This is a genomic window from Micromonospora sp. CA-259024 (assembly GCF_050936255.1).
Lineage (GTDB): Bacteria > Actinomycetota > Actinomycetes > Mycobacteriales > Micromonosporaceae > Micromonospora.
The window spans coordinates 3,860,810-3,885,329 of sequence record NZ_JBNJND010000001.1; the positions used below are offsets into that span (position 1 = coordinate 3,860,810).

21 protein-coding genes are annotated in these 24,520 nt (G+C 73.6%); 13 read left to right on the forward strand and 8 right to left on the reverse strand.

Going from position 1 to position 24,520, the window contains the following annotated elements; translation table 11 throughout:
- Positions 1-52: 52 nt before the first annotated feature.
- The 10 genes from ACQEUX_RS17020 to ACQEUX_RS17065 all read left to right on the forward strand — a co-directional run bounded on the left by ACQEUX_RS17020 (position 53) and on the right by ACQEUX_RS17065 (position 11,676).
- Positions 53-799 carry a pyrimidine reductase family protein gene (locus ACQEUX_RS17020; protein ID WP_433048274.1) on the forward strand — a complete coding sequence of 249 codons (747 nt, stop codon included), beginning with the start codon at positions 53-55 and terminating at the stop codon, positions 797-799.
- Between the two features lie 148 nt (positions 800-947).
- Positions 948-2,699: an ATP-binding protein gene (locus tag ACQEUX_RS17025; protein ID WP_433048277.1), complete on the forward strand. Its 1,752-nt coding sequence runs from the start codon at positions 948-950 to the stop codon at positions 2,697-2,699.
- An 18-nt stretch (positions 2,700-2,717) separates the two neighbouring features.
- Positions 2,718-3,866, forward strand: a complete 1,149-nt coding sequence (locus ACQEUX_RS17030; protein ID WP_433048280.1) for an exonuclease SbcCD subunit D — start codon at positions 2,718-2,720, stop codon at positions 3,864-3,866.
- Complete coding sequence (locus tag ACQEUX_RS17035) at positions 3,866-6,340, forward strand: AAA family ATPase (protein WP_433048283.1); 2,475 nt, start codon at positions 3,866-3,868, stop codon at positions 6,338-6,340. Before ACQEUX_RS17030 ends, ACQEUX_RS17035 begins: the two co-directional genes overlap by 1 nt.
- Entirely contained in the window at positions 6,337-7,305 is a 969-nt protein-coding gene (locus tag ACQEUX_RS17040) for a hypothetical protein (protein WP_433048286.1), read from the forward strand. The genes ACQEUX_RS17035 and ACQEUX_RS17040 overlap by 4 nt, the downstream gene beginning before the upstream one ends.
- 18 nt (positions 7,306-7,323) lie before the next feature.
- Positions 7,324-8,181 (forward strand): spermidine synthase, encoded by an 858-nt coding sequence (locus tag ACQEUX_RS17045; RefSeq protein WP_433048288.1) that lies wholly within the window; start codon positions 7,324-7,326, stop codon positions 8,179-8,181.
- A gap of 124 nt (positions 8,182-8,305) precedes the next feature.
- Complete coding sequence (locus tag ACQEUX_RS17050; protein WP_433048291.1) at positions 8,306-8,998, forward strand: sigma-70 family RNA polymerase sigma factor; 693 nt, start codon at positions 8,306-8,308, stop codon at positions 8,996-8,998.
- A complete protein-coding gene (locus ACQEUX_RS17055) occupies positions 8,995-9,777 on the forward strand; it encodes an anti-sigma factor family protein (RefSeq protein ID WP_433048294.1) in 783 nt (260 codons plus the stop codon). Before ACQEUX_RS17050 ends, ACQEUX_RS17055 begins: the two co-directional genes overlap by 4 nt.
- Positions 9,778-9,980: 203 nt before the next feature.
- A complete protein-coding gene (locus ACQEUX_RS17060; protein ID WP_433048296.1) occupies positions 9,981-10,628 on the forward strand; it encodes a hypothetical protein in 648 nt (215 codons plus the stop codon).
- Positions 10,629-10,755: 127 nt separating this feature from the next.
- Positions 10,756-11,676 carry a DNA-3-methyladenine glycosylase family protein gene (locus ACQEUX_RS17065; RefSeq protein ID WP_433048299.1) on the forward strand — a complete coding sequence of 307 codons (921 nt, stop codon included), beginning with the start codon at positions 10,756-10,758 and terminating at the stop codon, positions 11,674-11,676.
- 14 nt (positions 11,677-11,690) lie between these two features.
- On the opposite strand, the gene ACQEUX_RS17070 is transcribed toward ACQEUX_RS17065, so the two are convergent.
- From ACQEUX_RS17070 to ACQEUX_RS17080, 3 genes are all read right to left on the reverse strand, one after another.
- Positions 11,691-12,194: a DUF1990 family protein gene (locus ACQEUX_RS17070; protein WP_433048302.1), complete on the reverse strand. Its 504-nt coding sequence runs from the start codon at positions 12,192-12,194 to the stop codon at positions 11,691-11,693.
- A gap of 48 nt (positions 12,195-12,242) precedes the next feature.
- Complete coding sequence (locus tag ACQEUX_RS17075) at positions 12,243-12,569, reverse strand: SRPBCC family protein (protein ID WP_433048305.1); 327 nt, start codon at positions 12,567-12,569, stop codon at positions 12,243-12,245.
- Positions 12,570-12,765: 196 nt separating this feature from the next.
- Positions 12,766-12,978: a hypothetical protein gene (locus ACQEUX_RS17080; RefSeq protein WP_396781646.1), complete on the reverse strand. Its 213-nt coding sequence runs from the start codon at positions 12,976-12,978 to the stop codon at positions 12,766-12,768.
- Between the two features lie 135 nt (positions 12,979-13,113).
- Here ACQEUX_RS17080 and ACQEUX_RS17085 point away from each other — a divergent pair, with 135 nt between their 5' ends.
- Positions 13,114-14,229 (forward strand): ATP-dependent DNA ligase, encoded by a 1,116-nt coding sequence (locus tag ACQEUX_RS17085; protein WP_433048309.1) that lies wholly within the window; start codon positions 13,114-13,116, stop codon positions 14,227-14,229.
- A gap of 58 nt (positions 14,230-14,287) precedes the next feature.
- Positions 14,288-15,859, forward strand: coding sequence for an alpha/beta hydrolase (locus ACQEUX_RS17090; RefSeq protein ID WP_433049904.1), 1,572 nt, complete (start codon positions 14,288-14,290; stop codon positions 15,857-15,859).
- On the opposite strand, the gene ACQEUX_RS17095 is transcribed toward ACQEUX_RS17090, so the two are convergent.
- A complete protein-coding gene (locus ACQEUX_RS17095; protein ID WP_433048312.1) occupies positions 15,786-16,298 on the reverse strand; it encodes a potassium channel family protein in 513 nt (170 codons plus the stop codon). The two genes, ACQEUX_RS17090 and ACQEUX_RS17095, sit on opposite strands and share 74 nt — an antisense overlap.
- A gap of 72 nt (positions 16,299-16,370) precedes the next feature.
- Here ACQEUX_RS17095 and ACQEUX_RS17100 point away from each other — a divergent pair, with 72 nt between their 5' ends.
- On the forward strand, positions 16,371-16,823 hold the full coding sequence (locus tag ACQEUX_RS17100) for an N-acetyltransferase family protein (protein ID WP_433048315.1): 453 nt from the start codon (positions 16,371-16,373) through the stop codon (positions 16,821-16,823).
- Between the two features lie 9 nt (positions 16,824-16,832).
- Here the strand turns inward: ACQEUX_RS17100 and ACQEUX_RS17105 are convergent, their stop codons facing one another.
- From ACQEUX_RS17105 to ACQEUX_RS17120, 4 genes are read right to left on the reverse strand one after another with little or no spacing between them, the layout of a single operon-like run.
- Complete coding sequence (locus ACQEUX_RS17105) at positions 16,833-17,558, reverse strand: ABC transporter ATP-binding protein (protein ID WP_433049907.1); 726 nt, start codon at positions 17,556-17,558, stop codon at positions 16,833-16,835.
- An 11-nt stretch (positions 17,559-17,569) separates the two neighbouring features.
- Positions 17,570-18,565 (reverse strand): ABC transporter ATP-binding protein, encoded by a 996-nt coding sequence (locus ACQEUX_RS17110; RefSeq protein WP_433048318.1) that lies wholly within the window; start codon positions 18,563-18,565, stop codon positions 17,570-17,572.
- A 1-nt stretch (position 18,566) separates the two neighbouring features.
- Positions 18,567-21,275, reverse strand: coding sequence for an FtsX-like permease family protein (locus ACQEUX_RS17115; RefSeq protein ID WP_433048321.1), 2,709 nt, complete (start codon positions 21,273-21,275; stop codon positions 18,567-18,569).
- Positions 21,272-24,457, reverse strand: coding sequence for an FtsX-like permease family protein (locus ACQEUX_RS17120; protein ID WP_433048324.1), 3,186 nt, complete (start codon positions 24,455-24,457; stop codon positions 21,272-21,274). The genes ACQEUX_RS17115 and ACQEUX_RS17120 overlap by 4 nt, the downstream gene beginning before the upstream one ends.
- Positions 24,458-24,520: the final 63 nt, after the last annotated feature.

Sequence of the window (24,520 nt, forward strand, 5' to 3'; positions counted from 1 at the left end):
GCCAGCACCGTACCGCCGAACCGACCCCTCCGGTCACCGGTCCGGCCGGCGAATGACCGTCGGAATCCCGATCCGGCGGCTCTGGCCCGAGCCGTCGGCGCAGCCGCTCGACGACGCCGCGCTGACCGCTCTCTACGGCCGCGCCGACGGGCCCCGGCTACGGGTCAACTTCGTCGCCAGCCTGGACGGCGCGGTCACCGTGGACGGCTACTCCGCCGGGCTCTCCGGCGAGCCGGACAAGCGTGTGTTCGGCCTGCTGCGGATGCTCTGCGACGCGCTGGTGGTGGCCGCCGGCACGCTTCGCCACGAGGGGTACCGGGCGGTCCGGCTCAACGAGCGTCGCCGCGCCTGGCGTCGCGAGCACGGGCTGGCCGAGTACCCGACGCTGGTGGTCGTCTCCGACTCGCTCGCTCTGGACCCGGCGCAGGCCGCCTTCGCCGACGCGCCGGTCCGCCCGATCGTGCTCACCCGCACCGACGCCGACCCGCCGCCCGGGCTGACCGACGTCGCCGACCTGCTGCGCTGCGGCGCCGAGCGGGTCGACCTGGCCGCCGGCCTCACCGAGCTGCACCGACGCGGGCTGACCCAACTGCTCTGCGAGGGCGGCCCGCACCTGTTCGGCGCGCTCACCGCGGCCGACCTGGTGGACGAGCTGTGCCTCACCGTCTCTCCGCTGCTCGCCGGGCCCGGCCCCGGTCGGATCACCGCCGGCGACGCCGCAGCGCCCCGGCACCTGCCGCTGCGGCACGTGCTCGCCGCCGACGACGGCGTCCTCATGCTCCGCCACGCCCGTCCGTGACGGGCCGTCGCCCATCCGCACACCAAGCGTCGTGAGTGTGACGGCGCATGGTGTCGTCCGCCGCGTCGCGTGGCGACCTGTCGTACTCCTCGGGCAGGATGCACGTCATGCGCGCCGACCGTGAATCCCGACCGACCCGAGTCGCCCGATGACCGACGCCGGCCCGGACAGCCCTGGCGAGGCGGTCGGGCGGGTGCTGGGCACCGCCGACGCCACCCCGCTGCAGTTCTGGACGGCCGTGGCGCCGGGCAGCTACCTCCAGCTCGACGACGTGGTGGTCACCCGCCGGGAGTTGCCCGACCGGGAGCCGGTGACGATCGCCGGGGTGGTCACCCAGGTCCGCGCTCGGCACGAGGGCGCCCAGTTCGACTCCGACGTGTTCGCCATCGCCGACGGCACGCTGCCCGCGCAGGTGCAGGAGGCGGCCGAGGTGACGACGACCCGGGTCGATCCGGAGCTGTACGTGCCGCCAACCCCGGGCGCGGTGGTGCACCGGGCCGAGGGTGACGCCCGGGCACGCGCGCTGCACTTCGACCGGATGGAGCGGCGCATCCCGATGGGGATGGGTCGCGACGGGGTGCCGGTCTACCTCAACGCCGACTTCCTCGACGGCAGCCGGGGCGCGCACGTCTCCATCTCCGGCATCTCCGGGGTGGCCACCAAGACCAGCTTCGCCACCTTCCTGCTCTACTCGGTCTTCCGCTCCGGTGTGCTGGGTGGCGACGCGGTCAACGCCAAGGCGTTGATCTTCAACGTCAAGGGTGAGGACCTGCTCTTCCTCGACCACCCCAACACCCGCCTCGACGAGCCCACCCGCGCGGCGTACGCGAAGCTCGGGCTGAGCGCCGGCGCGTTCCCCGACGTACGGGTGTACGCCCCGCCCCGCGTCGGCGACGCCGCCGGCACACCGGACGTGAGCAGCCGGCTCACCGGGGTGGATTCGTTCTACTGGACGCTGAGCGAGTTCTGCGCCGACCGCCTGCTGCCGTACGTCTTCGCCGACGCCGACGACGAGCGCCAGCAGTACACGATGGTGGTCCACTCGGTGGCCGCGCACCTGGCCCGCTACGCCCAGCCCGCCGACGGCGGAGTGAGCATCGACGGGGTGCGGCTCGGCTCCTACGGCGACCTGGTCGACCACATCGTCGACCAGCTCAACGACGACGAGACCCGCTCGGACTGGGCGGGCAGCGCGGTCGGTCTCGGCACCGTCAACGCGTTCGCCCGGCGGTTGATCGGCAGCAAGAAGGACCTCGCCCGGCTGATCCGCGGTGATCTGGCCACCCGCCGCCCGCACTCGATCAACACCAGCGAGTCGGCGCAGGTCACGGTGGTCGACCTGCACAACCTGCCGGACCGTGCGCAGCGGTTCGTGGTCGGTGTGACGCTCAAGAGCGAGTTCGAGCGCAAGGAGAAGTCCGGCACCGCCAAGCCGCTGCTCTTCGTCGTCCTCGACGAGCTCAACAAGTACGCCCCCCGGGAGGGCTCCTCCCCCATCAAGGAGGTGCTGCTCGACATCGCCGAGCGGGGCCGCTCGCTCGGGGTGATCCTGATCGGCGCGCAGCAGACGGCGAGCGAGGTGGAACGGCGGATCGTCACCAACTCGGCGATCCGGGTGGTCGGCCGGCTCGACCCGGCCGAGGCCTCCCGCCCGGAGTACGGTTTCCTCCCACCCGCGCAACGACAGCGGGCGTTGCTGGCCAAGCCGGGCACCATGTTCGTCAACCAGCCGGACATCCCGGTGCCGCTCTGTCTGGAGTTCCCGTTCCCGGCCTGGGCCACCCGGGTCTCCGAGGCGGGCCGCGCACCATCGGAGACGCTGCGCTCGATCACCCAGTCCGCCGACCCGTTCGCCGTGGTGGGCTCCGGCGGCGGCACCGACGACGACATCCCGTTCTAGGTAGGGGCCGGCACAGCCATGAAGATCCTGCACACCTCCGACTGGCACGTGGGAAAGGTGCTCAAGGGGCAGTCCCGGGCCGAGGAGCACAAGGCCGTGCTGGCCGGGGTGATCGACATCGCCCGCGCCGAGCAGCCGGATCTGGTGATCGTGGCCGGCGACCTCTACGACACCGCCGCGCCCACCTCGGAGGCGACCCGCCTGGTCACCCGGGCGTTGACCGCGCTGCGGCGCACCGGCGCGGACGTGGTCGCGATCGGCGGCAACCACGACAACGGCCCGGCGTTGGACGCGCTGCGCCCATGGGCGGACGCCGCCGGCATCACGCTGCGCGGTGGGGTACGCGAAAACCCGGACGAGCACGTGATCGACGGCACCACGGCGGGCGGCGAGCGGTGGCAGCTGGCCGCGCTGCCGTTCCTGTCCCAGCGGTACGCGGTACGCGCGCTGGAGATGTACGAGCTGACCGCCGCGGAGACCAACCAGACGTACGCCGACCACCTGGGCCGGGTGCTGGGCCGACTGACCGAGGGCTTCACCGAACCGGACCGGGTGCACCTGGTCACCGCGCATCTGACGGTGACCGGCGCGGCCACCGGCGGCGGCGAACGGGACGCGCACACCGTGCTCGGCTACGCCGTTCCGGCCACCGTCTTCCCGGCGACCGCGCACTACGTGGCGCTGGGCCACCTGCACCGGGCGCAGCGCGTCGAGGGCCCCTGCCCGGTGCGGTACAGCGGCAGCCCGCTCGCGGTCGACTTCGGTGAGCAGGAGAACGTCCCGTCGGTGACGCTGGTCGAGGTGACCGCCAGCACCGCCGCCCGGGTGCGAGAGGTGCCGGTGACCGCGGCGAGTGCGCTGCGCACCGTGCGGGGCACCCTGGCCCAGCTCGCCGAGATCGAGGCACCGGACGCCTGGCTGCGGGTGTACGTACGGGAGCAACCCCGCGCCGGCCTGCGCGAGGAGGTCCAGGAGCTGCTCCCCCGGGCGCTGGAGATCCGGATCGACCCGGAGCTGTTGGCCGCGGCGGGCAGCGGCGCGCGCATCGCGCAACGGTCCGGCAGGTCCCCCCGCGAGTTGTTCGCCGACTACCTGGACAGCCGGGGCCACGCCGACGAGGGCGTCCGGGAGCTCTTCGACGAGCTTTTCGAGGAGGTCGATCACTGATGCGTCCGATGCGGTTGGACATGGCCGGGTTCACGGTCTTCCGCGACGAGACCACCGTCGACTTCACCGACGCCGACTTCTTCGCCCTGATCGGCCCGACCGGTTCGGGCAAGTCCACCGTGCTGGACGCCATCTGCTTCGCCCTCTACGGCACGGTGCCCCGGTGGGGTGGCGCCCGGGGGTTGGCGAACGCGCTCGCACCGTCGGCGACCGAGGCCCGGGTGCGGCTGGTGTTCGAGTCCGGCGGGGCGCGGTACGTGGCGACCCGTGTGGTCCGACGGGACGGCCGGGGCAACGTCAAGACCGCGAACGCCGGGTTGCAGCAGATGCCGGCCGGTTTCGACGTGACCAAACTGGACACCGGGTTGAGCCCCGAGGACCTCGGTGAGGTGGTGGCTGGCACCCCCGCCGAGATGGAGCAGGCGGTGCTGGAGGCGGTGGGGCTGCCGTACGAGCAGTTCACCAGCTGTGTGGTGCTGCCGCAGGGGCAGTTCGCCGACTTCCTGCACGCCAAGCCGGCGACCCGGCAGCAGATTCTGGTCAACCTGCTCGGCCTCGGGGTCTACGAGGACGTGCAGAAGCGGGCGACGGCGCGGGCGGCGCAGGCGGAGGCCCGGCTGGAGGCGGTCGACCAGGTTCTCGCCGGGCTCACCGGCGTCGACGACGAGGCGTTGGCCGAGGCCGACGCCCGGGTCGACCGGATGGCCGAGCTGGCGGCCGCGGTGACCGCGGCGGTGCCGGAGCTGGCGACGGCCCGGGCCGCCGCGCGGGAGGCGGCGGCGACGCTGACCGCCCTCGACGACGAGCTGACCGTGCTGACCGGGGTGCGGGCGCCGGGCGGGGTGGCCGAGGTGGCCCGCGCGGTGACCGCGGCGCGGGCCGAGGCCGAGGCGGCGGCGGTCGGGGTGTCGCTGGCCGAGGAGCGCGAGGAGAAGCTGCGCGGCGAGCTGGCCGGCGCCGGGGACGAGAGCGCGGTGCGACTGCTGCTGCGGGCGTACGACGATCGGGACCGGCTGTCCGGCGAGGCCGAGACGGTCCGCGCGGCGGTGAGCGCGGCGAACGACGAGCACGTCGCGGCGGTGGCCGCGCTGGCCGCCGCCCGCGCGGCCGCGGAGCGGGCCGACGCCGAGCTGGAGGCGGCCTTCCGCGCGCACGAGGAGGCGAAGGCCACGGACCTGGCGGTCAGCCTGCGGGTGCACCTGCACCCCGGCTCGGCCTGCCCGGTGTGTGCGCAGCCGGTGGCTGAGGTGCCGGCGGTGCCGGCCGATTCGGCGGTGGCGTCCGCGACGGCGGCGGGCAAGGCGGCGCGGGCCGCGACCAAGGCCGCGCAGGCGACCGTGCAGCAGCGGGACGCGGCGGCGCGTGACCTGGAGCGGCTGCTGGTGCAGGCGCGGGCCCGGCAGGAGCAGGTGGAAGCCCGGCTGGCCGAGCTGGACGGGCAGCTCGCCGATGCGGCCGAGCCGGCCGTGCTGCGCCGGGAGCTGGCCGAGCACGCCCGGTTGCGGCGCGCGCTGGAGGAGGCGGCGACCGCCGTTCGGGCCGGCCGCGAGACCGCTCGCCAGACCCGGGCCGGGGTGGACGCCGCCGAGGAACGACTGCGCGCCGCGTGGCGGGCCTTCGACACCGCCCGCGACGGGCTGGCCCGGTTCGGCCCGCCCGCGACCGATCGGGACGACATGGCCGCCGCGTGGGCGGCGCTGACCGGCTGGGCGACGACCGAGGCGGACCGCCGCCGCGCCGACCGGGCCGGGCGGGCCGAGGCCGTGGCCAAGGCCGAGTCGGTGGCCGACGCGGTGCGGCGGCGTATCGCCGACATCTTCGCGGCCGCCGAGGTGCCGGTCGGTGACGACCCGGTGCACGCCGCGACCGTGGCGGTGGAGCGGGCCGACGCCGACCGGCGGCGGCTGCGGGAACGCCGAGAGCAGGCCGGCACGCTACGCGAACAGCGGACCGGGCACGAGCGGGAGGCCCAGGTGGCGCGCGCGCTCGCCGGGCACCTGCGGGCCAACAACTTCGAGCGGTGGTTGCTGGCCGAGGCGTTGGACCTGCTCGTCGACGGTGCGTCGGGAATCCTGCGGGAGCTCTCCTCCGGCCAGTACGAGCTGGTGCACGACAAGGGCGAGTTCTTCGTGGTCGACCACCACGACGCGGGGCTGCGCCGGGGCGTACGCACCCTCTCCGGCGGTGAGACGTTCCAGGCGTCGCTGGCGTTGGCCTTGGCGCTCTCCGAGCAGTTGGCCGGGATGTCCACCACGGCGGCGAGCCTGGAGTCGATCGTCCTGGACGAGGGCTTCGGCACGCTGGACGCCGCCACCCTGGACACGGTGGCCGCCACCCTGGAAAACCTGGCCGCCCGGGGCGACCGCATGGTCGGCGTGGTCACCCACGTGTCGGCGTTGGCCGAGCGCATCCCGGTCCGTTTCGAGGTGCGCAAGGACGCCCGTTCGGCGCGGGTGGAACGGACCGGCCGGTGAGCGCGAGGAGCGACGCGGCGTTCTTCGTCGACTCGTGGGATCCGGCGTACGGGGCGTCGTTCGAGGCGTCCGCCGCCGGCCCGGCCGCGCCGAGCAGCGCGCAGGTCGACGCGGGCGCGGAGCTGCCGGCCGTGGACTGGCGGGCGATCGGGGTACGCCCCGGGGTGCGGGCGCCCGACGTGGTGCTGCTGGTCGACGGGGTCCGACGAATCGACGCGAGCATCTGGACGGCCGAGACCGACGGCGGGTCGTTTCCCGGGTTGGCCGCCTCGTACGCGGCCGGGGTGGTCCGGTGCGACCTGGGCCGGGGGGCGGCGCAGTTGGCTGGCACCCGGGTTGGCCGGGGTCTGTTCACCGCGAGCCCGTCGGCTCAGGACGTGGTGGCCGGTGCGATCCGTTACCCGGTGCACCGGGTGGGTGGCACGGGTGAGCTGGCGAAGCTGCCGGCCGCGGTGCAGGGCCCGCTGACCGCGCTGGAGGTGGCGGTGTCCGATGCCGCCCGGGTCGATGGTGACCTGCTGGTGGTGGACGGTCCGTTGCGCAGCCGCCGGCAGTTGCCGCGCACGCTCGGCTACATCAAGACCCAGCACAGCCAATACCTGGACGCCCGGCTGACCGCCGTGGTGACCGGCCTGGCGTCGGGTGAGCGCTCACCGGTGTTCCGGCTCGGCACCGCCTGGGGTGGCTGGTCGTGGTATCTGCGGCTGCCGGTGGCGGTCGGCGCGCCGTGGGCCGGCATCGTCCGGGTGGAGTGCTCCGCCGACCTGCCCGTCGAGGCGGCGATCGAGCTGGCCGACCTGTCGCTGGTCACCCTGCCCCGGTTCGCCTCCACCCCGTACAAGGATCCGCGGGCCCCACAGAACCTGATCCCGATCGCCGGCCTGGAGCGTCGACTGCGGGCCCTGCTCGGTGATTCCCGGCTGCTGCACCGCGCGTTGACCGCCGCGGCCCGCGCCGCCCGGTGAACGCGGATACTGGTCGCGGTGGGACGTAAACGGGCGGGTGACCGGGTGGTCGAGCAGGTGGACACCGGGCAGGCGGAGCTCATTCCGGATCCGGACCGGGCCGGTTCGTGGACGCTGCTGCTGGACGGCGCGCCGCAGTCGCACGTCGACCTGACCGACCCCACCCACCTGGAATTCGAGTACGTGCGGCGGCTGGCCGCCGCGGTGGACCTGATCGCACCGGCCGGTGAGCCGCTGCGGGTGCTGCACCTCGGCGGTGGTGCCCTGACCCTGCCCCGGTACGTGTCCGCCACCCGGCCTGGCTCCACCCAGCGGGTGTCCGAGGTGGACGGCGCGCTGGTGGAGCTGGTTCGCCGGGCGCTGCCCTGGCCTGCCGACACGCGGCTGCGGGTCCGCGTCGAGGACGCGCGGGCCGTGCTGGGCTCCAGCCGGGACGCCAGCTACGACGTGGTGGTCGCCGACGTGTTCGCCGGTGCCCGTACCCCGGCCCACCTCACGTCGGTGGAGTACGCGGCCGAGGTGGCTCGGGTGCTCCGCCCCGGGGGCTGGTATCTGGCGAACCTGGCCGACGGCCCGCCGCTGCGGCACGCCCGTGGGCAGGTCGCCACGGTCCGCTCGGTGCTGCCGCAGGCCTGTCTGATCGGGGACGCGGCAGTGCTGCGCGGCCGCCGGTACGGCAATCTGGTGCTGGTCGCCGGGCGGGCCACACCGCCGGTGCCGGAGCTGACCCGGCGCGCTGCCGGCGACTGGTTCCCCGGTCGGGTGGTGGCCGGCGACGAGCTGGACCGTTTCGCCAGCGGCGCGCAGGTGGTCCGGGACGCGGACGCCACCGGTTCCGATCCGCCACCGCCGGGGTTGTTCTCCGTACGCCGCTGACCGTCCACCCACGGCAGTGCGGAACTTTTTTCGCGGTTCGTTGATCCGCTCGGGGCGGTGCTGCGTACCACCGGGCGGCCCACCTCGTGGGCCGGCGTTGGTCACGGACATCCCGGAGGTCTGCATGCACGCGGTGGCGGCCGGTTGGCATGGCGACGCGGTACGCGCGGACTGGTTGTCGGCGCGGTCCTCGTCTCGGCCAACCTCGTCTGCCCGGGGGGTCGACGCGCGCGCGACGTCTCGCCAGAATGGTCCGGTGACGCCGCGACCGGCGCCCGGGCGCCATCAGGCGACGTCATCCGAGGCGAGCCACTCCGACCAGTTGATCCGGCAGCTCTATGCCGAGCATGCCGGCCCGTTGCTGATGTTCGTCATGCGCCTCACCGGGGGGGACCGGCAGCGCGCGGAGGACATCGTCCAGGAGACGCTGCTGCGGGCCTGGCGCAACGCGCACCGCCTGGGTACGCAGGGGCAGGGTTCGTTGCGGCCGTGGCTGGTCACGGTGGCACGTCGGATCGCCATCGACGAGCACCGCAGCCAGGAGGCCCGGCCGCCGGAGACGTACGACCGGGATCTCACCGCGTTCGCCGAGGCGGACAGCACCGACCGGGTGCTGCGCACCATGACGGTGGCGGACGCGCTGCGTACGCTCAGCCAGTCGCACCGGGAGATCCTCATCTCGACGTACTTCCGGGGGCGGACGGTGCCGGAGGCCGCCGAGGAGTTGGGGCTGCCGCTCGGCACCGCCAAGTCGAGGGTCTACTACGCGCTGCGCGCGCTGCGCACGGCTCTGCAGGAGCGGGGGGTGACAGAATGAGCCGGCCGGACCACATGGACGTCGCGGCGTACGCGCTCGGTGTGCTCGACGAGCAGGACACTGAGCGGTTCGAGGAGCATCTGGCCACCTGCTGGGCGTGTGCGGCCGAGTTGGAGACGATGGTGCCGGTGGTGGGGCTGCTCTCCGACATCGACGGCGAGACGATGATGGCGCTGGAGCAGACCGCAACCGACCCGGCGCTGCTGGACCGGACGCTGGGCGCGGTCCGCCGCGACCGGCGGCGGACCCGGTTTCGTCAGTTGCTCGCGACCGCCGCCGCGGTGGTGGTCTTCGGCGGTCTGACCGGGTACGGCTTCGTCAGCGTGACCGGCAGCGAGCCGCCGCCGGGCGTGCTCGCGGATTCGACGCCGAGCGCACCGAACGACCCGGCGACGAGCGGGCCGACGGCCCCGCCGAGCGGGCCGGGTGTCGGCGGCACCGAGGAGGAGGGCGACCAGGTCGAGGCCACCGACCCGACGACCGGTGTGCAGACCACCATGTTCCTGGTGACCAAGGATTACGGCACCCGGATCAACTTCAGCCTGCGGAAGCTGCCCGGCCCACGCACCTGCCGGCTGGTGGTGGTGCGGAAGAACGCCAGCCCCGAGGTCATCTCGACCTGGTCGGTGCCGGACAGCGGATACGGCACCAACACCCGACCGCAGGGTCTGGAATTGAGTGCCTCGACGTCGGCCCCGGTGGCTGACATCAAGCAGCTCCAGGTGCAGTCGGTGGATGCCAACGGTGTCGCGAGTCCGCTGGTCACCGTGTCCATGTAGCCTCGCTCACCCGATCGGCGCCGGCCATTGTGACAATGGCCGGCGCCGATCTGTTTTTGCCGAAAGCATCCCGTGCGAGGGCGTACGGATGGCAGCCCGAATCGGTTCAATCAATTCACGTGAAATTGACCACTGTTAAAGCTTCAACCTTGACAGCCTGCCCGCCGTACCTATGGGTGAACTGCCAAGAATGAGGAGGGCACGTGGCACAGATGAAGCGGACCGTCATCGTCGCGAGCGCGATGGTCGCACTAACGGCCTGCGCTCCCGCGGGTTACGACGGGGCGAACTCGAGCGCGGTTGAGCCGGTCGCCGTCGCCGCGGCCGAGCCCACCGCGACGGTTGAACCCGAGGCCTCGGCGTCCGCGGAGGCGCCGGTCGCCGACGCGCCGCCCGCGAACGTGGACCTGACCGAGCAGTTGATCGGCAAGAGTGTCGCCCGAATGGGCAAGGTGGTCACCGACCAGGACGGCTGGATCCTGTACCGCTTCGACAAGGACACCGCCGACCCGCCGTCGTCGAACTGTGTCGACAAGTGCGCCGAGGTGTGGCCCCCGGCGCTGACCGACGGCAACCCGCAGCTCACCGGCGTCTCCGACGACAAGGTCGGCAGCGTGACCCGCCAGGACGGCACCCGTCAGCTCACCGTCGGCGGCTGGCCGGTGTACCGGTACATCGGCGACAAGAAGCCCGGCCAGTGGAAGGGCCAGGCGGTTGGTGGCACCTGGTTCGTGGTCCAGCCCGACGGCAAGAAGAACCTGAGCTGCCTGCCCACCTCCACGCCGAAGGCGGTCGCACCGCCGGCGGACAGCGGGTCGAGCGACGCCGGAGGCTCCGGCTACTCGTACTGAGGCCGTTCGCCACGAGGACACGGTGGTCGGTCGTCGCCGGAGAGGGCGCGGCCGGCCATCGCCGTGCGCGGGATGTCGGCATACCGGTGGTGCCGGCGTCCCGCCCCGCACGTGGCAGAGTTGGCGGGTGACCGAGACCGAACCTGCCGCGACCAGGGTGCTGCACCCGCCGGTCGGCTACCGGCTGGCCGCTTCGGTCCGCGCGCTCACCTTCAGCCCGTACGACCCGTGCGCCCGAGTCGCCGCTGGCACCTTCTGGTGGGCCACCCGCACCCCGGACGGGCCGGCCACCCTGGCGCTGCGGCCCGCCGGTGGCGAGCTGCTCGCCGAGGGCTACGGGCCGGGCGCCGAGCATGTCCTGGACCGCGCCGACGCGATCGCCGGGCTGCGCGACGACCAGACCGGCTTCGCCGAGCTGGCCGCGGCGCATCCGCTGGTCGCCCGGCTGGCCCGCGAGCACCGGGGGCTACGGATGCCCACGACCGGGCAGGTCTTCCCCCGGCTGCTGCGCGCGGTCTTCGAGCAGAAGGTCACCGGCAAGGAGGCGTACCGGGCGTACGCGGCGACCGTGCGGCACTTCCGGGAGCCGGCGCCCGGTCCGCTGCAGCCGCTGCTCCTGCCGCCCGAGGCCGCCGCGGTGGCCGCGACCCCGTACTGGGTGTTCCACCCGTTCGGGGTGGAGCAACGCCGGGCCGACACGCTGCGTCGCGCCGCCGCACTCGCCGACCGGCTGGAGCGCAGCGCCGACGCCACCGAGGCCACCCGCCGGCTGACCGCCATCCCCGGCATCGGGCCGTGGACGGCCGCCGAGGTGGTCCGGATCGCGTACGGGGACTCGGACGCGGTCAGCGTCGGCGACTACCACATCCCGAACACGGTGGCCTGGGCGCTCGCCGGCGAGCCGAGGGGCGACGACGCCCGGATGTTGGCCCTGCTGGAGCCGTTCCGGGGTCACCGGGGCCGGGTGTGTCTGCTGTTGGAGGCCGCCGGCATCCAGGCACCGAAGTACGGGCCCCGCGCCCCGATCCGCTCGTTCGCCCGGTTCTGACCGCTGCGCAGAGGTCAGCGGCCCGCGCAGAGCCGGCGCAGGGTGCGGCCGAGCCACCAGGCGTAGGTGTGCTGCACGGCCCGCGTGGCCGGGCCGGCGGCGCGGGTGAACCAGCGGTCCGGGCGGCTGAACGCGCGTACCTCGAACCAGACCCCGCCGGCGTCGTCGCGGCCGACCACGAACGCCTCCTCGCCCCGCTCCGGGTGCCCGGGCAGGGTGCCGTAGCCGAAACCGACGAGCCCCGGCGACTCCTCGCTCCAGATCACCTGGCAGGGCCCCCAGATGCGGGCCGGGCCCACGCCCAGCCCGGCGCTCACCAGCACGCCCTCGGTGGCACGCGGGGCGTCCGTGCGCATCCGGACCCCGGCGGCGCGGTGCAGCCGCCAGCTCAGCACCGCCTCGGCCGCCGTGTTGAAGCAGCCGGCCGGCAGCGGGTACCGGTGGCGCAGGTGGTGGTACCCGCCGGGCAGAGACCCGTGCCGGGTCCGGCCCACCTCCGGGTACGTCAGCTCGGCCACCGATCCCCCTTCGGCTCGTCCGGACACGGGCCAGGGTACGGCCGCCCGTCAGCCCTGCTCGCAGCGACGCCTGAGCCCGTCGGCCTCCAGGCGCAGGTAGCGACGGAGCAGATCGCGGTACAGCCAGCCGACCGGCCCAGCCAGCGGCCCGGACTGCACGATGGCCAGCTCGACCCGGGTACGTCCGGCGGGCAGCGACAGCAACCGGTGTTCCGCGCGGGTCCGCACGCCGGGGGCCTCGGAGACCCAGGTGAAGTCGCGCCCCTCGGTCAGCTCGGTGACCCGCCAGAGTGCCGGCCGCAGCTTCGGTTGGGTCAGCCGGGCCGTCGCGCCGACGGTGAGCGGCCCCGGCTCTCCCCGTTCGACCTGGCTCACCGAGGCCGTCCACTCCGGTCCGGCCACCGCTGCACGTCGACCAGCACCGCCCAGACCAGCTGGGGGTCGGCGGCGATCTCCGTACCGGCTTCGAACCGCATCGCGTCTCCTCCCCGGGCGGCGCCGCCCGGGGGCGCCGCGTCATGGAGACGAGGGTGCCTGACGGATCGTGACACCGGTACCCACCAGCGCGGAATCAGGCGGCCTCGTGCAGGTCGGCCAGGGTGAGCGGGGTACGCCGGCGCAGCAGCTCCTCCAGCTCCGGCACCGAACCGACCTCGCCGAGCACGTTCCGCCCGCCGCCGAACCGCTCCGGGTAACGGCGGGTCAGCCGGTAGCGGTAGCGGCCCCGGATCAGCTCGACGCTCACCCGCCACCGCCCACAGCAGTCACAGACCCACTCGGACACCTCGCGAAATTAGCTCTGACCTGCGGTTATCCGATTCGCCCGGCGGGGACGAGCGGCGCGCGGGCGGACACGCCACCCGCGCACCCACGGTGATCTGCCTCACGGCTGGCGGTGCCGTCTGGTTGACTGGTCGCCGTGGACCTGCCGATCAACCCACCGGTCGAGCCGATGCTGGCCAAGAGCGTCGCCAAGCTGCCCACCACGCCGGGGGTGACCTACGAACCGAAGTGGGACGGGTTCCGGTGCATCGTGTTCCGCGACGGCGACGAGGTCGAGCTGGCAAGTCGGGGCGGCAAGTCGATGACCCGCTACTTCCCCGAGGTGGTCGAGCAGGCCCGCCGGCAACTGCCCGAGCGGTGCGCGGTCGACGGTGAGCTGATCGTCATCCGGCGCGACGGGCCGAGCGGGCAGCCCCGGTTGGATTTCGAGCTGCTGGCCCAGCGCGTCCACCCGGCCGCGTCCCGGGTGAAGATGTTGGCCGAGACCACACCGGCCGACTTCGTCGCCTTCGACCTGCTGGCCATCGGCGACGAGGCGTTGCTCGACCAGCCCTACCCCCGTCGCCGGGAGCGGTTGGTCGAGGCGCTGGCCGGGGTGCGTCCACCGGTGCACGTCACCCAGGTCACCACCGATCCGGACACCGCGCGCCGCTGGTTCGACGTCTTCGAGGGCGCCGGGCTGGACGGGCTGATCGTCAAACCGGCCGACCTGCCGTACGAGCCGGGCAAGCGGCTGATGTTCAAGGTCAAGCACGCCCGCACCGCGGACGCGGTGGTCGCCGGCTTCCGGTGGCACAAGTCCGGCCCGGTGGTGGGCTCGCTGTTGCTCGGCCTGTACGACGACGCCGGGGTTCTGCACCACGTGGGGGTGAGCGCCTCGTTCAGCATGGCCCGTCGCGCGGAGTTGCTCGACGAGCTGGCGCCCTACCGGGACACCGGCGGCGAACACCCGTGGGTGCATGGTGACCACGAGCGGGGCCAACGCATCCCGGGCGGGGTGAGCCGGTGGACCGGCACGAAGAACCTGGAGTGGGAGCCGGTGCGCCCGGAGCTGGTGGTCGAGGTGGGCTACGACGCGATGGAGGGCGAACGGTTCCGGCACACCGCCCAGTTCGTCCGCTGGCGACCGGACCGCGATCCGCGATCCTGCCGCTACGACCAGCTCGACCGCCCGATCCGCTTCGATGTGGACCAGGTGCTGCGCGGCGACCCGACGGCCACCGTGGACCGGGCCGCCAACGGCTCGGCGTAGCCTGGCCGTCGACCCGAGCTCGGAGGACCCCGTGACCCGCACCGCCGACCAGCTTCGGATGGCGACCAGTCGCCGGGTCCGTCGCACTCTGGCCGCCTTCGCCGTGGCCGCGCTGCTCACCGCCGGCTGCACGCTGCCCGCGTTCGCGCCACGCACCGACGTGGAGGGTGCGGCCGCTCCGACCGGTAGCGCGCCGACCTGGCGGCCCTGCCCGGACATTCCGGAAGAGTTGGTCGGGCGCGGCGCACCGGACATGCGTTACGAGTGCACCCGGATCGCGGTGCCTCGCGACTGGGGCACCGGCAGTGGGGCGACGGCCGGCCCGGGCGCCGGGCAGACCTTCGAGATCGCCCTGCTGCGTGCCCGGTCCACGAAGCAACGGGACCGGATCGGCTCGTTGGTGGTCAACCCGGGCGGCCCTGGCGGTTCCGGCGTCGACACCGCCGTCTACCTCTCCTTCGGCACCCAGTTCGGCGGGCTGCCCACCTCGATCACCGAGCGCTTCGACATCGTCGGCTTCGACCCGCGCGGGGTCTCCCGGTCCAGCCCGGTGAAGTGCATCTCCGACGCCGATCTGGACGCCAGCTTCGGCTACGACCCGGACCCGGCTAGCCAGCCGGCGTTCGACGGCTTCGCCGGTCTGAGCCAGCGGATCGGTCGCGGCTGTGGCGATCGGTACGGCGACCAGTTGCCGCTCTACGGCACCGAGCAGGCTGCCCGGGACATGGACGCGGTACGCGCCGCCGTGGGTGACGACAAGCTCACCTACCTGGGCTATTCCTACGGCACCCTGCTCGGCGCCACGTACGCCCAGCTCTACCCGCAGCGGGTGCGGGCGCTGGTGCTCGACGGCGCGGTCGACCCGCAGCAGCGGCTGGTGGAGGGCTCGGAGAGCCAGGCCCGCGGCTTCGAGCGCGCGTTCAACAACTTCACCCGCTGGTGCGCGGCGACCGCCGACCGTTGCCCGATCGCTCCGGACGCACGCGCCGCGGTCACCTCGGCCATCGACAAGGCCAAGGTCTCCCCGGTACGCGGGGCCGACGGGCGAGAGGCAACCGCCGGCTGGGTGTTCTACGCGGTCATCTCGTCGCTCTACACCGAGTCCGGCTGGCAGGAGCTGGCCCAGGCGATCGACCGGCTGGCCGAGGGCGACCCGAAGGACGTGTTCCGGCTCGCCGACGCGTACGCCGGCCGGGGCGACGACGGCCGCTACTCGAACCTGTTCGACGCCAACCTGGCCATCAACTGCGCCGATGAGACGGAGAAGCCGAGCCGGGAGCAGATTCGGCAGTTGCAGTCCGAGTGGCGCGGGAAATACCCGCTGTTCGGGCCGGCGCTCGCGGTCGGCATGTTGAGCTGCGTCGAATGGCCGGGTGGGCGTGACCCGTACCCGACCGGCCGCGCGAACGGCGCACCGCCGATCGTGGTGGTCGGCACCACCGGTGACCCGGCGACGCCCTATGAGCAGACCCCGCGGCTCGCCTCGATGCTGGGCGTCGGTCGGGTGCTCACCTGGGAGGGCGAGGGGCACACCGCGTACCCGCAGACCTCCTGCATCACCGCGGCGGTCGACGCCTACCTGATCGACTTGACCGTTCCCAGGGAGGGGCTTCGCTGCCCGGCCCGGTGACCGGCCGGGTCGGTGGCAACGGCGGTAGCTCGATGCCCTGCCGGGTGGCCAGTTCCTCCAGCAGCGCCCGCATCCGGCGCACGTCGGCCTTGAGCTGTTCCTGTTCCTCGTGCTCGAAGGCGTCGTCGTCGACGATGAGCCGGCTGGCGAAGTGCGCGGTGATCAGCGGGATGACCAGCAGCACCATGGTCGAGATGAGCAGTGCGGCGAGCACGCGCCCGGCCCAGCTGGTCGGTGAGATGTCGCCGTACCCGACGGTGGACGCGGTCACCACCGCCCACCAGACCGCGTCGGCGGGGTTGCGCTGCTCGACCTCGCCGTAGATGATCCCGGCCACCACGATCATCAGCAGGTACGACGTGATCAGGGTGCGCGGCGAGTTCGCGAACCACACAAGCGCCCGGTAGATCCAGCGGAACGGCAGCAGCAGAACCTCCATGCCGCCATGCTGCCCCCCGGGAGCAACGGGCACCGGCCCATCCGCCCATGTCGGTGTGCCAGGCTCACCGGCATGACCGATGTGATCTACCGCGAGGCGATCCGGGCCGACCTGCCCGCCGTCATCGCCCTGCTCGCCGACGACGTGCTGGGCAAGGCCCGCGATTTCACCGAGGTCGACGAGGCCTACGAGAAGGCGTTCGCGGACATCACCGCCGACCCGCGCAACCAACTGATCGTGGCCGAGCAGGACGGTGTGCTGGTCGGCTGCCTCCAGATCACCTACATCCCGGGCCTGGGTCGGCACGGCACCGAGCGGTCCCTCATCGAGTCGGTCCGGGTCCGCTCGGACCGGCGTGGCCAGGGGCTGGGCCGGGACCTGATGACCTGGGCGATCGACCAGGCCCGGCAGCGCGGCTGCGGCCTGGTGCAGCTCACCACCGACAAGACCCGCGAGGACGCGCACCGCTTCTATCTGGGTCTCGGCTTCGTGGCGAGCCACGAGGGCATGAAGCTCGCGCTCTGACGGACGCGGTCAGCCGTCGACCAGGTGGCCGTCGCGCAGGACGAGCACCCGGTCGGCGAGGTCGATCAGGGCCGGGTCGTGCGTGGCCACCAGCGCCGTCATGCCACGGGAGTGCACCACCGCGCGCAGCAGGTCCATGATCGACCGGCCGGTCTCCGAGTCCAGCTGACCGGTGGGCTCGTCGGCGATGAGCAGGTCCGGCTCGTTGGCCAGCGCGCGGGCCACCGCGACCCGCTGCTGCTGCCCACCGGAGAGTTCGTACGGGCGTTGTGCCGCGTGCCCGCCCAGGCCGACCAGTTCCAGCAGCACCGCGACCCGCTGCTCCCGCTCCGCGGCCGGCACCTGTGCCAGCCGCAACGGCACGCCGACGTTCTCGGCGGCGGAGAGGATCGGCACCAACCCGAAGGTCTGGAACACGAACCCGACGGTGCCCCGGCGCAGCCGCAGCAGCTCCGCCTCACCGGCCCTGGTCACCTCGTGCCCGGCCACCACCACCTGACCGCTGTCCGGCCGGTCCAACCCGCCGATCAGGTTCAGCAACGTGGTCTTGCCGGCCCCGGATCGACCCCGGATGGCGACCAGCTCGCCACGGTTGGCGCTGAACGACACGTCCCGCACCGCGTGCACGGCGTGCTCGCCCCGGCCGAAGGTCCGGCTCACGCCACTGACCCGGACCACCTCGTCAGAGTGCGTCGCTGGCACACCCCCGAACCCGGCCGAGCCGGTCACCACCATGTCCCGACGGCTCACGCCCGTGCCCCCCGCTCGTTCGAAGCCCGGTCACCGGGCCGTACCTGCACGTGGTCCGGCTCCAGGTCGAGCCGGACCCGCTCCTTCAACGAGAGCGCGTCGACGAACGCGGCCGGTAGTTGCATCCGGCCGTTCCGGTCGAGCACCGCGTACTCCTCGCTGATCAGCTCGGTGTTGCCGTCCGCGTCGATCCGAGCGGTCCGGCGTACCTCGGAGGCGGTCCGGCCGTCGCGGATCGCGACGGTCCGGCGGACCTGCGTGGCCACGGCGTGGTCGTGGGTGACGACCACGATGGTCACGCCCAGCTCGGCGTTGATGGTGCGCAGCGCCGCGAAGACGTCCGCGCCGGTCGCCTCGTCCAGTTCACCCGTCGGCTCGTCGGCGAAGAGCACCTCCGGGTCGTTCGCCACCGCCACCGCCACCGCGCACCGCTGCTGCTCGCCGCCGCTGAGCTGCCCCGGCCGCCGGTCCGCGCAGTAACCCACGCCAACCATGTCGAGCAGTTCCCGGGCCCGCTCACGGCGGGCCTTCCGACTGCGCTTGCCGGCCAACTGCATCGGCAGCTCGACGTTCTCCAGCGCGCTGAGGTACGGAAGCAGGTTGCGGCCGGTCTGTTGCCAGACGAACCCGACCAGCTCCCGTCGGTAGCTCAACCGCCGCTTGGCGGACAGCGAGAGCAGGTCGTAGTCGGCCACCCGGGCGATGCCGGCGGTCGGCGTGTCCAGGCCGGAGAGGATGTTGAGCAGGGTCGACTTTCCCGAGCCGGAGGCGCCGACGATCGCCACCAGCTCACCCCGGTCGATGACCAGGTCGAGCCCCTGCAGGGCGACCACCTCCACCCCCTCGGTCTTGAAGATGCGCACCAGGCCATCGCAGACGATGTGCCCGCGCAGCCGGTCCTGCCCGCCGGCCCGCTCGGCGGCGCGTTGTGCGGCCCGCTGTTGCAGGGCGGCCAGGTCAGGCACCAGTGGAGTCTGGGCGGTAGCGGTCATCTCAGCTCTCCTCTCCGAGCCGGAGCACCTCACCGAGGCGCAACCGGCGGTTGTTCAGGGCCTCGACGGCGACCGCGAAGCCGAGGGCGACCGCCCCGAGCGCGAGCACCGCGGCGACCAGGCTGGGCTCGAAGGCCACCTGGACGGGCACACCACTGGTGAACGCGGACAGGCCGAGCACCGGGTTGAGCAGCAGGGGCAGCACCGCACCGACCAGCGCACCGGTCAGCACCGACACCGCGACCAGCGGGGTCAACTCGACCAGCAGCAGCCCTCGCCACTGCCGGCGGGACAGGCCGAGGGTACGCAGCCGGGACAGCACCTGGCCCCGGGCCCGCGCCCCGGCCAGCACGGTGAAGGCGATGGCCAGCAGCCCGAGCGCGGTGCCGCCGACGGCGCCGGCCACGAACCCGAAGGCCAGCACTCCGTTCGCCCCGCCGTTACCGAGATCCCGCCGGACGCCCGCCCGGGTGTCGACGGTGACCCCGATCGGCCGGTCCTTGCCGGTCACCGCCCCGGTGCGCTGGTACCGCTCCTGGCCCTGGTCGCCGGCCCGGCGTAGCGCCTCCGCGTTCAGCGGGTCGCCAGCGATCAGCAGGCTGGTCGGCGCGGGCGTGGTGTTTCGCGCCGGCAGCGCCTGCCAGGGCAGGATCACGAACCGGCTGGCGTCCGCCGACAGCAGCGGGAAACTCTCCTCGGTGCCGGCCACCCGGAACTCGTACCGCTGGCCCTGTACCGAGATGAAGGCGGACCGGTCCAGTCCGGCCTTGGCCAGGTCGGCGGCGACCGCCGGGGAGACGACCGCCGGCAGCGCCCCCGGGCCGGGCCGGGCGGTGCGCAACGCGGCCGGAACCGGCAGGTCCACCCCGGATTCGCGGACCACCGCGTCCAGTCCCGCGCCGTCGACCAGCAGCACTGACGTCTGGGCGAGCCGCGCGTCGGTGCCGACCTCGTCGGCCGCCACCCGCTCGTCAGACTCGTACAGCACCCGCGTGACGGCCTGGACCCCCGGTAGGCGACCGACCTCGTCGACGGTGTCGGGTGCGAAGCGCTCCCCGCGGATCACCGCGTCGGCGGGCACGATCTGCTGGGCGGCCCGTTCCCGGCTCGCGTCGACGCCGGCGGCGACGACCGCGCAGAACGCCGCGGTACCGATCGCCAGCACGACGACGACCAGCGGTGCGGCGACCGCCGACCGGCCGGCCCGCGCCGTGCCGAGGAAGGTGACGCTGCCCCGGGTCCGCGCGGCCAGCCGGCTGACCAGCAGCAACGGCCAGGGGTACGCCCGCAGCGCGAGCACCGCCGCGGCGACCGCGAGCAGCACCGGCACCGACACCAGCAGCGGGTCCACTTCACCGAGGGTGAGGCCGCGCCGGCGCAGCAGCACCGCGGCGAGCCCGGCCAACAGCAGCAGGGAAACCTCGACGGTGAGCCGACGAGCCGACGGGCGCACCCGGACCAGGTCCCGGCGGGCCGCCCCGGCGACCGGTACGGCCAGTGTCGCCACCGGCAGTGCCAGGGTGACCAGCACGGTCGCCGCGATGGCGTACGGCGTGGTGGGGTCCGGGTCACCAGGGAACAGGGTGCCCAGCCACCAGCCGAGCGCGGCGGCGACCGGCACCACCAGCAGCGACTCGGCGAGGCTACGCCGGGCGCCGGCGGTGGCCGCGCCGCCACGGGCGCGCAGCAGCACGAACTCCGAGCGACGCCGTCGGGTGGCGAGGGTGGCCGCGAGCACGATCAGTCCGGCCAGGGTGGCCAGTACGCCGGCCGCGATCACCGCGAGCAGGGTACGGGCGGCGTTCACCTGGGCGGCGAACGCGCGCAACGGAACATCGACGCCCTGGGTCAACGTGAGACCCGACGGCTTCTCGCGCTGCATCACCTGCAGGCCGTCGATCACGTGGTCCAGGTGGCGTGCGTCGATGGTGTCGATACCCAGTCGGTACCGCCAGGTGGACTGGATCGGCCAGCCTTCCGCAGCCCGCTTGTTGAAGACCGACTGAGCGACCACACCGACGACGATGAACGGCTCACCGTCGCCGCGCGGTTCGGTGATCCGCAGCAGCGGTGGCAGCCCGTCCCAGATGCCGTTCGCGCGGTCGGTGGGGCGGAACAGCCCGGCCACCACCACCGGGGCGGCGTCGAAGAGATTGCCCTTGCGATCGGCGTTGCCGATGCGCAGTTGGCTGCCGGCGCGCAGGTTGAGCTTGCCGGCCACGTCGGCGTCGAGCGCCACCTCGATCGGTCGTCCGGGCACGTACGTCTCGCTCGGCCACGCCCCCTCGACGAGGGTGCTGGCGTCCTGGATGTCGGGCACCACCCGGAGGCCCAGGTCGACGAGCAGCTTGCGGGCCGCGAGGTCCGGCCCGACCACGCGGGCCGCCGGGTTCTCCACGGTGTACCACCGCTCGGTCACCGCCGAGCGCACCTGCGGCGGCATCTCCGCAGCCAAGGCGTCGAACCGCCCGGCGGCGTTGCCCATCGCCGTGTTGCTCGACGTCGCGGTCACCACACCGGTGGCGTACGAGATGTCTCGGCGGGCGGCCGGCTCGCTGGTCAGCTGCGCCCGCAGCCCCTGCTCGGCCAGCCGGTTGACCAGCCGGGGCACCCCGCTGATCAGCAGCGTGACCACCAGGGTCAGCACCGCCAGAAGCAGGAACTGCCCGCCGTACGCCCGGACCCGCCGGACGGCCGCGCCGACGCTCATCGTTCTCCCCCGATTCGCAGCTGCACCGCCGCCACCCGCTGTCGGATGCCGGTGGCGATGAACGCGCTGAAGGCGAGCGCCGCCAGCAGTAGACCGACCGCGGTCAGGCCGATCGGCACCCAGGGCAGCGCGAACGTCGCCGGGGGAATCGGCCGGCCGGCGGCCGGGGTGAGGACGACCAGTGGGGCCATGGTTGCGCCGACGGCGGCGCCGAGCAGCAGCCCGACCCCCACGCCGATGCCGGCGAGGAAGGTCTGTTCGGCCAGCAGCGCCCGGGCCAGCAGCCGAGGCGTGGCGCCGAGGGTGTGCAGCACCGCGAACTCGCCGAGCCGGTGCCGCGCCGTGGCCCACACGTCCACCATCAGCCCGACGAGGGCGAGCAGCACCGCGCCGAGCGCGGCGGCGAGCATCCCGGTACGTGAGCCCTGCCAGTACGGGTCGTCGGCGGCCGACTCGATCACCGCCTCCCGGTTGAGCACGGTGACTCCCGGCAGCTCACCGGCCGCTCGGGCGGCGGCCGTCGCGTCGTTGGCGCCGACCCACCACTCCGGTACGGGTCGTACGGAGCCGCTGTCCCGAATCAGCGTGTCGACCGCGCTGGGCAGGTCCAGCAGCACGCCTTCCCCGGTGGTGGTCGGCACGGCGGTCAGCTCACCGACCAGGTGGACCCGCAGCGTCGCACCGGAGAGGGTCAGGTCGACGGTGTCGCCGACGCCCAGGCTCAGTGCGTCGCGTACCCGGGGGGTCATCAGCACCGGTACGGGCTTGTTCTCTCCCGCCGGCACGACGGCGAACCGGGTGGGCGGCTGGTACGCGAACTGCCCGCCGGGAATCACTTCCACCGCGTGGGCCGCGTCGAAGCCGGTGGCGGTGGGCTGCACCCGCGTGGGTTTCTCGCCGGGGGCGGTCATCACCCAGTCGCCGCTCAGCCCGGCGGGTCGGGTCGTGCCGTCGGCACCGACCACCGTCAACCCGTCCACCTGGAGCCGGTACGAGTTGCCGGCGGCCAGCCCACCGTCGGCTTCGAACCCGGCCAGCCGCAGTCGCGCCCCACCGACGTCGGGCAGTTGCACGGTGAACCGGGTGGCCCGGCCGTCGCTGTCGGCGTCGGCCGCCGGCAGCCGCAGGGCGAGCCCGTCGGAGCTGGTGACCAGCAGCGTCACCGCGACCCGGAGCGGCCGGACGGCCTGGGTCACCGGGGTACGGACCGTGCCGGTGATGGCGCGCGCGTCGGCGGGCAGCTCGACGCCCGCGGGGATCCCCCGCGCGCCGACCATCCGCTTGTACTGCTCCGACGCTGATCCGTCGGCGAGGCGGTCGGCGAGGCGAACGACGCCGGGGGCGCTGGCGGGGTCGACACCGATCACGGTCACCGGCAGGTCCTCCCGGCCGACGCGTATCTCGTCCCGCCAGGCCGGAAGCACCCGGTCCACACCCGGTAGCGCGGCGAGTTGACCGGTCCTGGTTGGTGGGGCGGACCCGGCCCGTTCGGTCACCCGGAGGTCGGCGCCGACCGTGTGACCGGCCTGCTCGACCTGGGACCGCTCGCCGGTGCTGATCAGCGACCAGGCCAGGGTGCTGCCACCGACGGCGAGGGCGAGCAGCAGCACCGGGCCGGCGTGCGGACGCCGACCGGCCTGCCACATGCCGAACATGGTGGCCGTCCAGGGGCGTCGGTCGACGAACCGCTCGGCGAACCGGGTGAGCGGCGGAAGCACCCGCAGCGCCAGTACGGCACCGGCCAGGACGCCGAGCGTCGGGGCGGCGACCAGCAGCGGGTCGAGCCCGAGTCCGTTGCCCGAGCCGGCCAGCGGGGAGGCGTACCGCCGCAGCTGCACCCAGGCGAGCACGGCGAGCGCCACGAGCACCAGATCGACGCTGGCACGCTGGACGCTCGCCGCCCGGTTCGGCCGGGACCGTGCGGCCATGTCGGCCACGTACGTGCCGGCGCTGCGCAGCGTCGGGAGAACCATGGCGACAAGGCAGCCGGCCGCGGTGGCGGCGGCCACCGCCCAGACCAGGGTGGTGTTGCCGCCGGCGGTGGAGAGGTCAGACGACCCGCCGGGTCGGATGTACCGCAGCGCCTCACTGGCGATCAGCGGCCCGAGCAGGGCGGCCGGGGCGACCACCAGGGTCGCTTCGCGGGCGGCCAGGCCGGCCAGCTGCGCGCGGGCAGCGCCCCGGGCACGCAGCAGCGCGGTCTGCGGACGGCGGTCCTCGTGCAGCAGGGCGGCGACCAGCACCAGCGCGTACCCACCGAGCACCAGGATGAGCAACAGTGGGGTGGCCAACGAGGAGCGACCCACCAGGTCGGCGCGGGCGATCCGGTCCAGCAACTGCTCCATCTTCGTCACCACCTGCCCGGAGCTGCCCAGTTCAGCGGCCTCGGGCACCGCCGTGGCGGCCTCGGTGAGGGCTTTCCGCACGGCGGGCAGGTTGGCGGTGTCGACACCGCCGAGGTCCGGTTCGGCCAGCCAGGACGCCGACACCGAGCCTGGGAAGGTGGCCGCGAAGTCGGCCGGATCGAGCCCGAACGGCCCGTACGAGGTGCCGGAGCCGGCGCTGCCCGTCCCCACCCCGGGGGCGAGCAGCCAGTACGCGTCCGCCGGGTCGCGGGGCCGCCAGGTGCCGGCCAGGACCAGTTCGCCACGTCGTTCGGTGGCCCGGTCACGCACGGGGATGCGTTCGCCGACGCTCAGGCCCAGCGCGCCGGCGACCCGCTCCGGCAGGCTCACCTGGATCGGGTTCGCCCCGGGGCGGGGCCACGCTCCGCTGGTCAGCTCCGCGTGCCCGGCGAGGTCGTCGAGGGTCGCCAGGTTCGCGAAGATCGGATCGTCGTCCGGGCGGGGGGCCGATCCGAGGTCGCCGGTCAGCTCCCGGCCGGTGCCGTACCGGGCGACGGCGATGCTGACCGGGACGCCGGCGAACCCGTCGCCGAACTCGTCCCGTACCGCCTTGTCGCGGGTGGCGAACTCGGCCGCGTCGCGTCCGCCGGAGCCACTGACCAGCAGACCGCGTTCCTCCGCTGGCGAGGCGGCGACCAGCGCGCGCTGCCCGGCATCCACCGCCCGACGGTTGTAGTCGGACAGGCCGGTGACCAACGCGACGGCGACGAGGGCGGCGATCACCGCGGCAACCAACAGCCCTCGCGCCTCGCGGGCCCGCCTCCACACCAGCTTCATCCGACGCCTCCCCTGGCCCTGGCGGGCCGACGACCATCAAGACAGGCCACCTACCAGGAAAGG

Coding starts and splice junctions, on each gene's coding strand:
- ACQEUX_RS17020 (WP_433048274.1), top strand. CDS start 53: ATGACCGTCGGAATCCCGATCCGGCGGCTCTGGCCCGAGCCGTCGGCG.
- ACQEUX_RS17025 (WP_433048277.1), top strand. CDS start 948: ATGACCGACGCCGGCCCGGACAGCCCTGGCGAGGCGGTCGGGCGGGTG.
- ACQEUX_RS17030 (WP_433048280.1), top strand. CDS start 2,718: ATGAAGATCCTGCACACCTCCGACTGGCACGTGGGAAAGGTGCTCAAG.
- ACQEUX_RS17035 (WP_433048283.1), top strand. CDS start 3,866: ATGCGTCCGATGCGGTTGGACATGGCCGGGTTCACGGTCTTCCGCGAC.
- ACQEUX_RS17050 (WP_433048291.1), top strand. CDS start 8,306: ATGCACGCGGTGGCGGCCGGTTGGCATGGCGACGCGGTACGCGCGGAC.
- ACQEUX_RS17055 (WP_433048294.1), top strand. CDS start 8,995: ATGAGCCGGCCGGACCACATGGACGTCGCGGCGTACGCGCTCGGTGTG.
- ACQEUX_RS17090 (WP_433049904.1), top strand. CDS start 14,288: ATGGCGACCAGTCGCCGGGTCCGTCGCACTCTGGCCGCCTTCGCCGTG.
- ACQEUX_RS17095 (WP_433048312.1), bottom strand. CDS start 16,298: ATGGAGGTTCTGCTGCTGCCGTTCCGCTGGATCTACCGGGCGCTTGTG.
- ACQEUX_RS17100 (WP_433048315.1), top strand. CDS start 16,371: ATGACCGATGTGATCTACCGCGAGGCGATCCGGGCCGACCTGCCCGCC.
- ACQEUX_RS17105 (WP_433049907.1), bottom strand. CDS start 17,558: ATGGTGGTGACCGGCTCGGCCGGGTTCGGGGGTGTGCCAGCGACGCAC.
- ACQEUX_RS17110 (WP_433048318.1), bottom strand. CDS start 18,565: ATGACCGCTACCGCCCAGACTCCACTGGTGCCTGACCTGGCCGCCCTG.
- ACQEUX_RS17115 (WP_433048321.1), bottom strand. CDS start 21,275: ATGAGCGTCGGCGCGGCCGTCCGGCGGGTCCGGGCGTACGGCGGGCAG.
- ACQEUX_RS17120 (WP_433048324.1), bottom strand. CDS start 24,457: ATGAAGCTGGTGTGGAGGCGGGCCCGCGAGGCGCGAGGGCTGTTGGTT.